Annotated in this window: 13 protein-coding genes; 4 read left to right on the top strand and 9 right to left on the bottom strand. The window is 53.3% G+C overall.

What is annotated here, in order from left to right:
- The first annotated feature begins 164 nt into the window (after positions 1-164).
- Positions 165-1538, top strand: coding sequence for an exodeoxyribonuclease VII large subunit (gene xseA, locus AACU55_RS12225; protein ID WP_134705521.1), 1374 nt, complete (start codon positions 165-167; stop codon positions 1536-1538).
- Positions 1539-1590: 52 nt separating this feature from the next.
- On the opposite strand, the gene AACU55_RS12220 is transcribed toward xseA, so the two are convergent.
- Positions 1591-3954, bottom strand: a complete 2364-nt coding sequence (locus tag AACU55_RS12220) for a glycoside hydrolase family 31 protein (RefSeq protein WP_134705520.1) — start codon at positions 3952-3954, stop codon at positions 1591-1593.
- The gene (locus AACU55_RS12215) at positions 3951-5264 is read right to left on the bottom strand and encodes an MFS transporter (protein WP_134705519.1); all 1314 of its coding nucleotides are present in this window, start codon (positions 5262-5264) and stop codon (positions 3951-3953) included. The genes AACU55_RS12220 and AACU55_RS12215 overlap by 4 nt, the downstream gene beginning before the upstream one ends.
- Positions 5265-5478: 214 nt before the next feature.
- Between AACU55_RS12215 and AACU55_RS12210 the strand changes: the two genes are divergently transcribed.
- From AACU55_RS12210 to AACU55_RS12200, 3 genes are all read left to right on the top strand, one after another.
- The gene (locus tag AACU55_RS12210; RefSeq protein ID WP_134705518.1) at positions 5479-6561 is read left to right on the top strand and encodes a LacI family DNA-binding transcriptional regulator; all 1083 of its coding nucleotides are present in this window, start codon (positions 5479-5481) and stop codon (positions 6559-6561) included.
- Between the two features lie 135 nt (positions 6562-6696).
- Positions 6697-7731 (top strand): M4 family metallopeptidase, encoded by a 1035-nt coding sequence (locus tag AACU55_RS12205; protein WP_112151286.1) that lies wholly within the window; start codon positions 6697-6699, stop codon positions 7729-7731.
- On the top strand, positions 7732-8076 hold the full coding sequence (locus AACU55_RS12200) for a protealysin inhibitor emfourin (protein ID WP_037036404.1): 345 nt from the start codon (positions 7732-7734) through the stop codon (positions 8074-8076).
- Here the strand turns inward: AACU55_RS12200 and AACU55_RS12195 are convergent.
- From AACU55_RS12195 to ispG, 7 genes are all read right to left on the bottom strand, one after another.
- On the bottom strand, positions 8061-8291 hold the full coding sequence (locus tag AACU55_RS12195; protein ID WP_134705517.1) for a zinc ribbon domain-containing protein: 231 nt from the start codon (positions 8289-8291) through the stop codon (positions 8061-8063). The genes AACU55_RS12200 and AACU55_RS12195 overlap by 16 nt on opposite strands.
- A gap of 11 nt (positions 8292-8302) precedes the next feature.
- A complete protein-coding gene (locus AACU55_RS12190; protein WP_134705516.1) occupies positions 8303-9259 on the bottom strand; it encodes an AEC family transporter in 957 nt (318 codons plus the stop codon).
- A 66-nt stretch (positions 9260-9325) separates the two neighbouring features.
- Complete coding sequence (der, locus tag AACU55_RS12185) at positions 9326-10810, bottom strand: ribosome biogenesis GTPase Der (RefSeq protein WP_013574375.1); 1485 nt, start codon at positions 10808-10810, stop codon at positions 9326-9328.
- A gap of 211 nt (positions 10811-11021) precedes the next feature.
- Entirely contained in the window at positions 11022-12203 is a 1182-nt protein-coding gene (gene bamB / locus AACU55_RS12180) for an outer membrane protein assembly factor BamB (protein WP_013574374.1), read from the bottom strand.
- Positions 12204-12214: 11 nt separating this feature from the next.
- The gene (locus AACU55_RS12175) at positions 12215-12835 is read right to left on the bottom strand and encodes a YfgM family protein (RefSeq protein WP_013574373.1); all 621 of its coding nucleotides are present in this window, start codon (positions 12833-12835) and stop codon (positions 12215-12217) included.
- A gap of 13 nt (positions 12836-12848) precedes the next feature.
- Positions 12849-14123, bottom strand: a complete 1275-nt coding sequence (gene hisS / locus AACU55_RS12170; RefSeq protein ID WP_134705515.1) for a histidine--tRNA ligase — start codon at positions 14121-14123, stop codon at positions 12849-12851.
- A 136-nt stretch (positions 14124-14259) separates the two neighbouring features.
- Entirely contained in the window at positions 14260-15381 is a 1122-nt protein-coding gene (gene ispG / locus AACU55_RS12165; RefSeq protein ID WP_134705514.1) for a flavodoxin-dependent (E)-4-hydroxy-3-methylbut-2-enyl-diphosphate synthase, read from the bottom strand.
- Positions 15382-15421 lie beyond the last annotated feature (40 nt).

Raw genomic sequence — 15421 nt, 5'->3', positions numbered from 1 at the left:
AATATCTCACCAAGGTGGATGCGGAAAAGATAAAATATTGCAGCGGGAGTATACAGGTGAGTAGGCATTTCGACCAGAACTATTTCAAAAACTTCTTGATTACCTTTTGCGGGCATGTAGTATCGTTCGATTAAGTCTCTGTTTTTGAATTTGATCTGGATCACATGTCACTACCTTCTTCGCCTCCTATTTTTACCGTAAGCCGCCTGAATCAGACGGTCCGACAGTTGCTGGAAAACGAAATGGGTCAGGTCTGGCTCTCCGGTGAGATTTCAAACTTCTCTCAGCCGTCCTCCGGCCACTGGTATTTTACGCTCAAAGATGACCGCGCTCAGGTCAAATGTGCCATGTTCCGCAACACGAATCGCCGCACAACGTTCCGCCCGCAAAATGGCCAGCAGGTATTAGTCCGCGCGACCATTACTTTGTATGAGCCACGTGGCGATTATCAGCTGATTGCCGAAAGTATGCAGGAAGCCGGCGACGGTTTATTGCAGCAAAAATTCGATCTGCTGAAACAGCAACTGGCCGCCGAAGGTCTGTTCGATGCGCAGTTTAAACAGCCGCTGCCCTCACCGGCCAAATGCGTGGGTGTGATTACTTCCGCCAGCGGCGCCGCGCTGCATGACGTGTTAAATGTCTTAAAGCGTCGCGACCCGTCGTTACCCGTCATTATTTATCCGACGTCAGTTCAGGGCGCGGATGCGCCGGGGCAAATCGTCCGCGCCATTGAGCTGGCTAACGCTCGGGAAGAAGTCGATGTCCTGATTGTCGGGCGCGGTGGCGGTTCGCTGGAAGATTTATGGAGCTTTAACGATGAGCGCGTGGCACGGGCGATTTTTGCCAGCCGCATTCCGATCGTCAGCGCCGTCGGCCACGAAACCGATGTGACGATTGCCGATTTTGTTGCTGATTTACGTGCGCCGACGCCATCTGCTGCTGCCGAACTGATCAGCCGCAATCAGCTGGAATTGCTGCGCCAGATCCAGTCGCAGCAGCAGCGTCTCGAAATGGCGATGGATTATTATCTCGCGCAACTTACACAGCGCTTTACGCGTCTGAATCACCGCCTGCAACAGCAGCACCCGCATTTACGTCTGGCGCGTCAGCAAACGACGCTGTTCAAATTGCGCCGTCGTCTTGATGAAGCCATGCAAAACCAGCTGCGTCAGATGCTGCGCCGCACCGACCGTTTGCAGCAACGCCTCACGCAGCAGCAACCGCAGCCGCGCATTCACCGCGCCCAGCAGCGGGTTCAGCAGCTTCAGTACCGGCTGCAACAGGCGATGTCATCGCAACTGACCGAAAGCCGTCAGCGTTTCGGTACTGCCTGTACGCAACTGGAAGGGGTCAGTCCGCTGGCAACACTCGCCCGCGGCTATAGCGTGACGACCACGCCGCAAGGCGCGTTGCTGAAGAAAACCACGCAGACTGCACCGGGCGATACACTGAAAACACGTCTGGCCGATGGCTGGATTGAAAGTGAAGTGAAATCGATTGTGGTAGAGAAGAAGGTGCGTAAACGTGCGGTTAAATAAGCGTTAGGTTTCCCCCACCCTCCCCCTTCGCAGGGGGAGGATATTGAAAAGCTTACAGATTATAGTTATTTGTCTTCACGCCATTCACCCAAACTTCACGCGTTTCGCCTTGCGGCAGCACAATACTCAGGGTTTTCCACGCCGGTTTGAAATCGCCGCGCTGCGTCAGCGTGATGTTGATTCGCTGATCGTCACTGGCGATATCCCAGTTCAGCCACAGCGCATGATTCTGCTCCCAGCGATGGCTTTCGCCGTCATCTTCAAACAGCATGCCTGACGATGTCACCTGACCCGGTGCCGGATACACATGCAATTCACGCAGCATATCTTTACTGGCCTCAACATGCGCCAGACGGCAAGATTGCGGCAATGCAGCACCGGCGCGCACCAGCAGCGGCAGGCGATCCAGTGGTGCGTCGAGGGTGATTGTCTGCCCGCCCGCAAACCATTCGCCGGTATAGAAATCGCACCAGCCCATTCCGTTATCAGGCAGATAAACATTACGCTCACGCTGCCCCTCATCCACCACGCTGGCGACAAGCAAATCACGTCCCATCAGGAAGTCATCGGTTTCCGCGAAGGTGTTTTTGTCGTGCTCGTGGTCGAGGAATGTCGGGCGCAGCATCGGCTCGTCATCCGCATGAGCCTGCCACAGCAAGGTGTAGAAATAAGGCAATAAGCGATAACGCAGACGGATGGCATCACGAATAAGCGGGGTCACCTGCGGATACATCCACGGCTCATTCACCGTGTGATCATCATTCCAGGAATGAATGGTGAAACGTGGATGCATCACGCCGTTTTGCACCCAGCGGACAAACAGTTCGGCATCCGGCTTATCGCCTGAGAACCCGCCGACGTCATGCCCGACGTTATACAAACCGGATAAACTCATGCCGATGCCCATGCGGGTGTTGTAGCGCAGCGTCTGCCAGTTAGTGCGGTTATCACCGCTCCAGGTTTGCACGTAACGCTGCATGCCGGAACAGCCGGAGCGGGAAATCAGATATGGCCGGATTTCCGGCGCGAAGTTTTGCTGTGCTTCAAACGACGCACGCATCATCAGCAACGGCATCACCGGACGGATATGTTTGATGGCGATAGACTTGCCAAAACCGTGGCAACGCGCATCGCTGTCCCAGACTTCATACTCGTTGTTGTCGTTCCACGTCGAACCGATGCCTTTTTCGAGCAGCTGTTGCGTCACGCCTTTCTGCCACCAGCGCACAGCGGCCGGATGAGTGAAATCGAGGTGAGAACCTTCGTCATCCCAGAATACTGAGCGTTCCGGCACGTCGCTTTCGCTGTCGCGGATAAATAAACCCTGCTCAGCAACCTGTTCATATTGCGGGTGATCCTGCAACAGGCAAGGTTTGATATTGGCCGCCAGACGGATACCAGCGTCGAGAAACGCTTTCGACATCACTTCCGGCTCAGGCACTTTGTCGTAGTTCCAGTTAAAGACGTAACGCTTGTTGCCGATCGAGGTGTAACCCGATGATAACTGAAATGAATCGCAGGGAATTTGATGTTGCTGACACAGCGTGATGAATTTCATCAGCTGTTGCTGAGCGTCCGGCGCATCGGTGTAATACATGGTCGAGCCACTGTAACCGAGACTCCATTTCGGCCCAAAGGTAGTTTTACCGGTCAGGCGCACCAGCTTTTTGGTGACGTCGAGTGACGTTGGGCCGACAAACAGGTAGTAGTCCAGATCGCCCGCTTCGGCACTGAAACGACGGTAAGGCAGATGGTAATTATCCAGTTCATTGCCGAGATCAAGCCAGACATTGCTGAGATTGTCGTAGAAAACGCCAAAACTGACACCATTGCGCCGCGTCAGGGTAAACGGGATATGCTTATACAGCGGATCGGTGCTGGCGGCGTTATAGCCCATCGCATCCAGATTACGCATTTCAAAGCGGCGGCCGCTACGGTTGAGATCACCGGCTTTCTCGCCCAGCCCGTACACGCCATCCTGCGCCTCACGCAGCTGATAGTGCGCCGATGCTTCGTTTTTCACGCCGAGCATATACGCGCCGGTTTTCCGATCTTTTACCAGCGGCTGCCAGACACCGGCCTCATTCTTATATTCCCAATCCAGCCACAACGGCTGATGCACCGTGACGCGCAGCGCCTCAGTGGTCAGTGTCAGGCAATCGTCGCCCTGTTCGAGCTGATAACCCGGCACTGAAAAACCTTCGTTGCTCAGACGGTCACGCCCTTCCCATGGTGCATCATTTTGTGGTGCGATACTCCAGGTACGATCCAGCGCAAGCTCGCCGTTTCGCTGGATGAATACGCGGATTAAACCCTGTTCCAGCACACGCAGAGAAAACAGATGTTTACCATCAACCCGCAAATCCACGCCTGCTTCATCCTGCCCGGCAAGCTCCCAGTGTTTTAACGTCTTCATAGACTCTCCCTTTTTGCCGGATTGCGGCGTTCAGCGATCAGAGCAACCAGGAAGACTGCGCCGATCAAATCAAAGAAACCCATCGCGATAAACAGCGGATTGAAACCCATTTTGTCGGCAACGGCGCCGATCAGCAGTGAAAACAGGAAACTGGCGATCCACGCCGAAGAACCGCGCATACCGTTGACCGTCGCTACCTGACTTTTATCGAATGTCTCCACCACCACCGCGCTTAACATGCAGGAAATCACCTGATGACCGAATCCGCCGATGGAGATCAGGGCAATGGCGGCGTACGGGCTTTGCGTGACGGCGACCAGCGCCAGCGACAGCATCATGAATGCGCCGGTAACAGAACTGGCGACGATGGAGTTGATGCGTGTGCAGCCAAAAACTTTGCGGTACAGCGTGGTGAGATATCCGCTGGCAATACTGCCGAGGTCGGCGGCCAGGAACGGCAGCCAGGCAAACATCACAATGTGTTTTAAATCCATCCCACGTTCATTGGCGAGATACAACGGCACCCAGAAACTGAACACCGCCCACGCAGGTTCAGCCAGAAATGCCGGAATGGCGATACCGTAGAATTTCTTGTTTTTACAGACAATTTTCAGCGATTTGATAAACGGCAGACGCGTTTGTTGCGGCTCGTTATCTGAACGGATCAGCGCCAGTTCATCTTTGCTCAGATTCGGATGCGTTTCCGGTGAATGGTAGAACTTCCACCACAGCAGAACCCACAGCATCGACAGCACGCCGCAGAACAGGAACGCACCACGCCAGCCAAATGACACGTGCGCGACCAGGATAATCGGCGGGGCCAGCATGGCACCAATCGAGAAGCCTACGCCTGCCCAGCCCGCGGCAACCGGACGCTCTTTACGCGGGAACCAGTCGGAAATCGCTTTGGCGTTGGCCGGAGTCGCCGCCGCTTCGGCACTGCCCATAAAGAAGCGCAGAACGGCGAGTTGGATCCAACTGCCCGCGCCCGCATGCAGCATACACACCACTGCCCAGATGGAGGCGCAAATCAGGAAGCCCAGCTTCAGGCCAATCACATCTATCAGCCAGCCGCACAATGGCTGGAAAATGGTGTAAGCCGCCTGAAACGCCGCGACGATATAAGAATATTGTTCAGTGGTCATGTTCAGGCTGGTTTTCAGTTCAGCCGCCAGTAACCCCAGAGAATTTCGGGTGACGTAGTTGACCGTCACGCCGAGCAGAAACAGCGCCAGCATCCACCAGCGTAAAGCCTTTATCTTTCTGCGTCCTGCAACCGCAGCTGTCCCGGTATTTATTTGAATTGTCATGTCCGTTCTCCCACCCGTCGGCCTGGCCGCAGATGATGTGTCATGTGAGGTATTTCTGCAGAGTAGGCAGCCGGATTTGTGAGGGAAACGTGATTTTTTGCAAAAGCTTTCACGCTATAACTGCACGGGGAAGTCAGGGAGGATAAAAGCTCACGGGAAGCACATCTTCTGATATGAAAATTTTTGCATGGACGATTTTGAAGGAGATCACAGTTTGAAAGGAAAGTTAAATATCCAGCAAATTGCCGACCAGACAGGGTTGTCGATCAGTACCGTTTCACGGGTTTTAGCCGGAAAAAATAACACCAGCAGCAAGGCGCGCGACAGCGTGCTTGAGTGTGCCAAATCTCAGGGCGTTCTCGATGGCCTTTCCACCGGCAGGCTGATGCTCAACAACATTTTGATTTTCGCTCCCGCCCGCGCCTTTGATGTGCGCAGCGATATTTTTTATTACAAGGTGATCCAGGGCATTCTGGCTGCCACCGCCCATCATGAAGTGCGCGTCCGTTATTGTGCGATGGAAGAAGAAAACGCCGATGCCGCGCTGTTCATCGCCAAAATGACCGATCCGCAAACCGAAGCCGTATTACTGGTCGGTATCGACGATCCTCACATTCATCAATTGGCCGCTGAAATGGGCAAGCCCTGCGTGCTGGTCAATTGCCATGACCGGCATATGCGCCATGACAGTGTCAGCCCCGATCATCAGACGATGGGCGATTTCGCCTGCGACTATCTCTTTTCTCAGGGCCACACACATATCGTGACCGTGCAGTGCCTGCGACGTCATACGATGGAACTTCGGCTCACGGGGATTAAACAGGCGTTCACGCGCCATCATCAGGTTTTCAGTGACAGCCAGCATCTGCTGAATACCTCAGGATTCGGTGCCCAGGAAAGCGAACAGGCGCTGCTGGAATTTCTGGATGCCTTGCCGCCCGGCCAGCCGCTGCCGACCGCAATCCTGGCCGGTGGCGATTTTATGGCTTCCGGCGTGGTAGCCGCGCTGGCTAAACGCGGCTTTTCCGTGCCCGGGGATATCAGCGTTATCAGCACTGACGGATTCAATCTTGCAGAAATTCACGATGTGCCGCTGACAGCGGTGCATGTGCCGCGCGATGAACTCGGTGCCGAAGCGATTTCCCTGTTGCAACGGCGCATGCTGCGCCCTGATGCGCCTCACACAACGCAGCTGTTGCAGGGAAAACTGGTGGTGCGCGAGTCGGTCAGAAAAGCCAGCGGACGCGCTGTGATTTGTCATTCGCATACGTTGTATGACCCGCAGCCGGACAGATAAATCTCATCTTTAACAGGCTTAACGCTCAGCAGTCCTATACTGACGGTGATGACTATTCATTAGCCGGCTTTCAGTATCAGACGGTCAGAACACCTTGTTTTCACCTTCGGGTGACTCTTGATAAGGAGATTCACGATGAATCACAGTTCAGCAAAGCGTTACAACAGCGTTATCCCGCCCTACATGCTTAACCGTATTATTGAACACGGTTCAGAGCCCCAACGCAGATGTGCCAGACAAACGCTGGTACATGTGAATACCCTGATGGCACAGCCCTACGCCAAACCGCAGAAGATCGTGACAGCCAAAGCGGGTCAGGTTGAGCGTGATATTTATGACGCCAAAAATACCACCCGACTACCGGGGGAGTCCGTGCGTAAGGAAGGTCAGCCGAGTAACGGCGATGTGTCGGTGGATGAAGCCTATGATTATCTTGGCGTGACCTATGATTTCTTCTGGCAGGCCTATCAGCGAAATTCCCTTGATAACAAAGGGCTGGCGCTTCTCGGCACGGTACATTATGACAAAGGCTATCAGAATGCCTTCTGGAACGGACAGCAGATGGTGTTTGGTGACGGTGACGGCGAAATCTTTAACCGCTTCACGATTGCTATCGACGTTGTCGGGCACGAGCTTTCCCACGGTGTCACCGAAACGGAAGCAGGTCTGGAATATAACGGCCAGTCCGGCGCGCTGAACGAATCAATGTCGGATGTGTTTGGTTCGCTGGTGAAACAATTCCACCTGAAACAAACTGCCGATAAAGCCGACTGGATTATTGGTGAAGGCTTGCTGGCGAAAGGCATTAACGGTTCCGGCCTGCGTTCGATGTCTCATCCCGGCACCGCTTACGATGACCCGCTGCTGGGTAAAGATCCGCAACCGGCAGACATGAAGGGTTATGTGAATACCCGCGATGACAACGGCGGTGTGCACATTAATTCAGGCATACCTAACCGCGCGTTCTATCTGGCAGCGACTAAACTGGGTGGTAACGCGTGGGAACGTGCAGGTTACGTCTGGTATGACACGGTTTGTGATAAATCCCTGCCCAAAAATGCAGACTTTGTCACGTTCGCTCAACTGACGATTCAGCATGCGGAAAAACGCTTTGACGCTTCCGTTGCACAAGCGGTTCGTGAAGCCTGGGAGCAGGTTGGAGTGATGTAAATGAAACCTTTAGATTCGCTGGAAAGTAATGCGGTCATTGAGATTTACCGCGAAGGCGGCATTGCGTTTATCCCGAAACTCAGCGGGCCGCGACGGGTCGAACTTTCAGGTATGAGTGATGATAAGCGGCGGGAAATTTGCCAGCTCATCAACAAAGCCCTGCCCTATGCTCAGGAAAAAGAAAACGCCGGTCATGGCGACCAGCGTTATTTCCGGCTGGAGATTTACTATGCATCGGAAGCGCATTCGGCCAGCCTGGTGGTGATTATTCCTGAAACCGAAACGCCCGAGGAACTGGTGAATTTATGGAAGCAGGCTCCCCCTGACGATCACTCTGCGGAATAAGGCGAATACGTAAACTGTACCCTTTTTTTAGAAATCATCCCGTGCCCGTTTTGGCAGAAGTAATCTACCGCGCCGCAGGCTTTCAGCTCCTGCAACGGTTGCTGGCAATCCGGGCATAATGCGATTTGCTGATAGTCGCCATGGCCGGCGTCACAATGAAAGTGACCACTTACCCAGCTCATCGGCTGGCTGCAAACCGGACAAAGTGCATCCATCGTCTATCCCTCTAAATAACACCCAGCGTCCGCAGTAAATACAGACCCAGTGCGGTAGTGAAAAATGATCCGAGCGTGGTGACGGCAATAATATTCGCCGCCAGCGTCGCGTTGCCGCCCATTGCGCGGGTCATCACGTAGCTGCCCGCTGCGGTCGGTGTGCAGGAAAAGAGAAATATAACGCCGAGCGCCGCGTCGCGAAAGCCAAACAACCATGCCCCGAAGGTCATCAGCGCAGGCACAAATATCACACGTGACGCGGAAGACCAGGCCGCCACGTGAGAACTGCGGAACATCGCCTTCACGTCAAGACTGGCACCGGCACATAACATTGCCAGCGGCAGCGCCATCCCTGAAATAAACTCACCGGTGCTGGCAATGGTCGCTGGCATCGGTAAATGGCTGTACTTAAACGCCAGCCCGAGCACCAGACCAATAATCAGCGGATTGGTGATAATACCGCGCAGAATCGGCTTCAGCCCGATGCTATTCCCCTGCCCGCCTTTCAGGCTGCGGGTTAGCGTAATCACGGAAAGCACGTTGAAGAGGATCACTGTGACCGCCAGATACATCGACCCCAGCGCAATACCTTCGCTGCCAAAGGCCAGCGAGGCATAAGCAAGACCCGCGATGCCGGTATTGGCGCGGAATCCTCCCTGCACAAAAATACCGCGCTCACGCGGGTCTTTCACCAGTTTTATCGCCACCAGTTCCAGCAACAGAAATGAAGCGACGGTGCCAAGGCCACCATAAATGGCGAGCGGCAGATTTGAGCCTGAGGAATCATGTCCTTGCGCCACGCTGAAAAACAGCAGGCAAGGTAAGGCGATATTGAACACCAGCCGGCTGGCTTTCTCGTTGAAATTGTCGTCCATCAGGCCAGTGCGGCGCAAAAACACGCCCAGCAGCAAGATCAATAAATTGGGAACCGTAACGCCAAACGCAAAACTCCAGGTCTGCCAGAACATCCAGCCAGCTCCTTGCGGGGAAATTAAGACGAAAAAAAGGGGTACATTTTCATGCACCCCATTCGTTTAGGATTTGTTTTTCAGGTGCTGCATCAGACGTCGGCGCTTGCGCTGCTGGTGAGGAGAAAGCGAGTTTTTCTTGCCTTCATACGGGTTCTCACCTTCTTTGAACTGAATGCGGATTGGCGTTCCCATCACTTTCAGTGAACGACGGAAATAGTTCATCAGATAGCGTTTATAGGAATCAGCCAGGTCTTTCACCTGATTACCGTGAATCACCACGATTGGCGGGTTATAGCCCCCGGCGTGAGCATATTTCAGTTTCACGCGGCGACCATTGACCAGCGGTGGCTGGTGATCGTCAGCCGCCATTTGCATGATACGGGTCAGTAAGGAAGTGCTCACACGCGTGGTTGCACAGGTGTACGCTTCGTTTACTGACTCAAACAGGTTGCCAACGCCGCTGCCGTGCAGGGCAGAGATGAAGTGAATGCGGGCAAAATCAACGAAACCAAGACGCAGATCCAGCTGATCTTTAACCTGAGCACGCGCTTCTTCGCTCATGCCATCCCACTTGTTGACCACGATAACCAGTGAGCGCCCGCTGTTGAGGATAAAGCCTAACAGCGAGAGATCCTGATCGGAAATGCCTTCGCGGGCATCGATAACCAGCATCACTACGTTGGCATCTTCAATCGCCTGCAGGGTTTTGATTACCGAGAACTTCTCCACGGTTTCAGTCACTTTGCCGCGCTTACGCACACCGGCGGTATCAATCAGAACGTATTCACGCTCGTCACGCACCATCGGGATATAAATACTGTCACGGGTCGTGCCCGGCATGTCGTAAACCACGACGCGCTCTTCGCCCAGAATACGGTTAGTCAGTGTGGACTTACCTACATTCGGACGTCCGACGATAGCCAGTTTGATTGGCAGAGACTGCGGGTCGAAATTATCTTCTTCGTCTTCAGGGATTTCATCACCGGTGGCTTCCTGCTCAGCCCAGTAAGCCGCGTTAGCTTCTTCCTCGGTCAGTTCGACTTCTTCCGGCTTTTCACCCACGAACGGGATCAGTACGTGTTCGATCAGTTGCGTCACGCCACGGCCGTGTGAAGCCGCGATAGCATACACATCGCCCAAACCGAGTGAGTAGAAATCACCGGTTGCGCTGTCCGGATCCAGCCCGTCAGTTTTGTTGGCGACCAGGAAAGTGGCTTTTTCACGGCTGCGAAGATGCTGGGCAATGCCCTGATCGGCAGGCATCAGGCCCGCGCGCGCATCCACCATGAACAGCACGATATCCGCTTCTTCGATAGCCAGCAGAGATTGCCCTGCCATGCGGGTTTCAACGCCATCTTCGGTACCGTCAATACCGCCGGTATCCACGATGATGAATTCATTACCCTCAATTTCGGCACGACCATACTTGCGGTCACGCGTAAGCCCCGGGAAATCCGCCACCAGCGCATCACGCGTCTTGGTTAAACGGTTAAATAAAGTGGATTTACCCACATTCGGGCGCCCAACAAGCGCAACGACAGGTATCATTTTGAAGCCTCAGTGTTTTTATAGGTGGTGCTAAACGCAAATAGCTGGCCTGCTGAATTTCATTGCAAACCACTATAATTCAATTTGTTACAGCGCAATCTCTCATTGGGGATTACGCGGATTTCAGAATACGAAACGGCCCCTGAGCAATTCAGGAGCCGTTTTAAAGCCCGGGGTCAACCGACCTCAGGGCCAGATGCCGGTCGCAGTATTAGCGGGTGAAGGAGTAAACCTCGCCACCTTTCGCCTGCACAACCAGCTTGTCGCTTGCCACAATCGGCGCGCTCAGGAAGCCATCGCTGTCGACTTTCTGCTGAGCAACAAAACGACCATCAGTGGTGTTGATCCAGTGCAGATAGCCTTCGGAATCGCCGACCACAATGTAACCATTATACAGCACCGGTGCCGTCAGGTTACGGTGCAGCAACTCACTTTGGCGCCACACGCTGACACCACCCTGAGTATCGAGCGCCATCACGCGGTCATCCTGGTCAACCATATAGATATGGCCTGCGTCGACAATGATGTCATTCACAGAACCAACATCACGTTTCCACATAATCTGACCAGAACGCAGATCCATCGCCACCAGATTGCCATTGTATGCCAGCGTGTAAACAACGCCATCAACGATAACCGGCGTGGTATCCACATCGCTCAGACGGTCGATTTCAGTCGTACCGGTAGTCTGAGAAATACGTTGTTGCCAGATCAGCTGACCTTCTTTCATCAGTACAGCACTGACGCGGCCATTATCACCACCGACGATTGCAGCACCAAAGGCTACCGCAGGCGCTGATTCACCACGCAGAGACAGCGTTGGCATATCGAGGTTAGCGGTCCATTGAATGGTACCGTCGGATTCATTCAGACCCTGCAACATACCATTGCCGGTGTGAACCAGAACCAGACCATCGCTGACAACCGGACGGGACAATGCTTCCCCCGCCACTTTGGTCTGCCAGGCGATTTTACCATCAGTGGTGTTCAATGCATAAACGATAGCTTTTTCACTGCCAACGTAAACGTGATCACCTGAAACTGTCAGGCCGCCAGACAGCTGTGCAGAAATATTTCGGGAGAGGAAGCCGGTCTTTTCAGACAGGTTGACGCTCCATTTTTCTTTACCACTGTCAGCATCGAGTGCTTTAACCAGACCAAAACGGTCAGCTGCAAAAATGGTGCTGTCCTGCCAGGCCGGACGCAGATTGGAGTAGAATTCGCCAATGCCGTCGCCTACGGATTTGCTCCACACTTGCGTCGGTGTGAATTGGTTCTCAACTTTTGGCAGCGGAGACATTTTGACCACGTCTTCTTCGCTGTTAAACAATGAACAGCCACTTAGCAGGGCAACAGAAACCCATCCTACCAAGAGTGTTTTACGCAATTGCATCGGGGTTCCCCTTAGCTGGCTAAGTTGTTCAATTTCATACGCAGCACGGTTTGCAGCGTTTGAGAGGGTTTAGAATCAAGTCCTTTGCTGTAGGCTTCACGAGCACCTTTTGCATCGCCTTTGGCAAGCAAAACATCACCACGGATGCCTTGTTGCATAGCCGTCCAGCCTTCACCCTTCACGCCGTCTAACGTTTTGAGTGCATCATCAAATTTGCCTTGCTGCATCTGGACACGCGCCAGACGTAAGTTCACCAGCGAACGTAAATTATCTTCTTTGGCCTGACCTTGCGCCTGCACTAATTGCTTTTCAGCATTGGCGAAATCACTGGTTCCGACAAAATGATCAGCCAGTTGCAGGGCGGCAAATACGCCGTAATTATTGTCATTGCTCTGAGCAAATTTTTCGAGATCAGCCACGCCTTTCGCGTTATTGCTGGTCAGCGACTGATTAGCTTGCTGGAAAGACGCAGAAGCTTCCGTCAGGGCAGAGTCCTGGTGACTCTGCCAGAAACGCCAGCCGCCCAGGGCTGCAATACCCAGAACAACGCCGATGGCCAGCGCTTTACCGTTTTCGGCAAAGAAGCGACGTACAGCATCAACCTGTTCATTCTCAGTGGTATAGACTTCCACAGTGTCCTTCTCCTTAACCCAACATCGAAGCCAGACGCGCGACGATTTCGCTTTGCGCCAGCGTTTCTTGCGTTCCACTCTGCAGGTCTTTTACGACGACCTGCTGGTTAGCGACTTCAGTTTCGCCTAGTACCAGGGCAACACGCGCACCCCATTTATCAGCACGGGCGAACTGTTTCTTGAAATTGCCGCCACCGTAGTTAGTCATAACTTTCAGCTCAGGCAGCGCATCACGCAGTGTTTCAGCCAGTTGCATAGCTGCGCTTTGCGTGCCAGCACCGGATGAGATCACGTAGGTGTCGACGGTTGCCGGTGCTTTGAAGTCCGGGTTTACGGCCTGAACCAGTAATACCAGACGTTCCAGCCCCATGGCGAAACCGACACCCGGTGTTGCACGACCGCCCAGTTGTTCGACCAGACCGTCGTAGCGGCCACCCGCACACACAGTACCTTGTGAGCCTAAGCTGCTGGTTACCCATTCGAACACGGTGCGGTTGTAATAATCCAGACCGCGCACAAGTCGCTGATTAACCGTATATGGGATACCAGACTGCTCTAAAAGTTCACACAGACCTGCAAAGTGTTCTCTTGATTCTTCATCAAGATAATCACCCAGCTCCGGTGCATCATTTAATAACGTCTGAATATCGGGATTTTTGGAGTCCAGAACACGCAGCGGATTGCTGTACATACGACGTTTACAGTCTTCATCCAGCTTGTCTTTATGTTGCTCAAGGAAAGCCACCAGCGCATCACGATAGTTCGCACGGGCTTCCAGTGAACCGATAGAGTTCAGTTCCAGCGCCACGTGCTCAGAAATCCCCAGCGCGCGCCACCAGCGGGCGGTCAGCAGAATTAATTCGGCATCAACGTCCGGCCCTTGCAGACCAAAGACTTCTACACCCAACTGATTGAACTGACGATAGCGACCTTTTTGCGGGCGTTCGTAACGGAACATCGGACCGATGTACCACAGACGTTGTTCCTGATTGTACAGCAGACCATGTTCAATACCGGCGCGCACGCAGCCCGCCGTACCTTCCGGACGCAGCGTCAGGCTTTCGCCGTTGCGGTCTTCAAAGGTATACATTTCTTTTTCCACGACATCAGTCACTTCACCGATAGCGCGTTTAAACAATGGGGTCTGCTCTACAATCGGCATACGGATTTCACTGTAGCCGTAACTGCCAAGCACTTGTTTCAACGATCCTTCAATACGTTGCCACAGGGCTGTGTCTTCTGGCAGGTAGTCGTTCATGCCGCGAATGGCCTGGATATTCTTTGCCACGTCAGTTCTCTATCGTTTTATAAAAAATGAACCCGATTATAGGGGCTTTGTGGCTTGTGGTTCAACGCACAGAAGCCATTACCCCGGTCGGGTTCAATATAATAATGCAGATGTACGCTGACACCTGCAACCGATGTTACTTTTCAAGATGATTGATAACGATACGTTTACTCTCATCCATAATCGCCGCTTTGGCGCGAATTTTTGCTTCTAACTGGTCGATCATATCATTGTTATCAAAACGCTCTCTCTGACGAACACCGTCTTCATAGAAACCGCTTTTGTTATGACCGCCGGTGACGCCCATGGTAGAAACCAGCGCTTCGCCCGGACCGTTAACCACACAGCCAATGATCGAAACATCCATTGGCGTGATGATATCTTCCAGACGTTGTTCCAGCGCATTCACGGTACCGATGACATCAAACTCCTGACGCGAACAAGTCGGACAGGCAATAAAGTTGATACCACGGGAACGGATACGCAGTGATTTGAGGATATCGAATCCGACTTTGACTTCTTCAACCGGATCGGCCGCCAGCGAAATACGCAGCGTGTCGCCGATACCTTCTGAGAGCAGCAGGCCCAGACCAATGGCTGATTTAACGGAACCTGCACGCAGGCCACCGGCTTCGGTAATTCCCAGATGCAGAGGCTGAACAATTTGCTTAGCCAGCAGGCGGTAGGACTCAACCGCCAGGAAAACGTCAGAGGCTTTTACGCTGACTTTGAACTGGTCGAAGTTAAGACGGTCAAGAATATCAACGTGGCGCATCGCCGATTCCAGCAGCGCTTGCGGCGTAGGTTCGCCGTACTTTTCCTGAATATCTTTTTCCAGGGAGCCGCCGTTCACACCGATACGGATAGGAATATTTTTGTCGCGTGCGCAATCCACCACGGAGCGGATGCGGGATTCGTTACCGATGTTACCTGGATTAATACGCAGGCAATCTACGCCGTATTCTGCAACCTGCAGGGCGATGCGGTAATCGAAATGAATATCAGCGACCAGCGGGACACTAACCTGCTGTTTGATAAGTTTGAATGCTTCTGCCGCATCCATGGTTGGCACAGAAACGCGAACAATGTCGACACCGACGCGTTCCAGTGATTTGATCTGTGCGACTGTCGCCGCGACATCTGTGGTGCGAGTGTTGGTCATCGATTGCACCGCAATCGGTGCTCCGTCACCTACAGGCACCTTGCCGACATAAATCCGGGTTGATTTGCGACGGGTAATGGGTGCTTGGTTATGCATTACTTCACTCTCCATCGTTGCAATCGTCTGACAAACTGCC

Source organism: Rahnella sp. CJA17(1/100), assembly GCF_963881615.1.
Classification (GTDB): Bacteria; Pseudomonadota; Gammaproteobacteria; order Enterobacterales; family Enterobacteriaceae; genus Rahnella; species Rahnella aceris.
The sequence above is the reverse complement of the archived record's forward strand: the minus strand, read 5'-3'. Positions and strand labels throughout refer to the sequence as shown.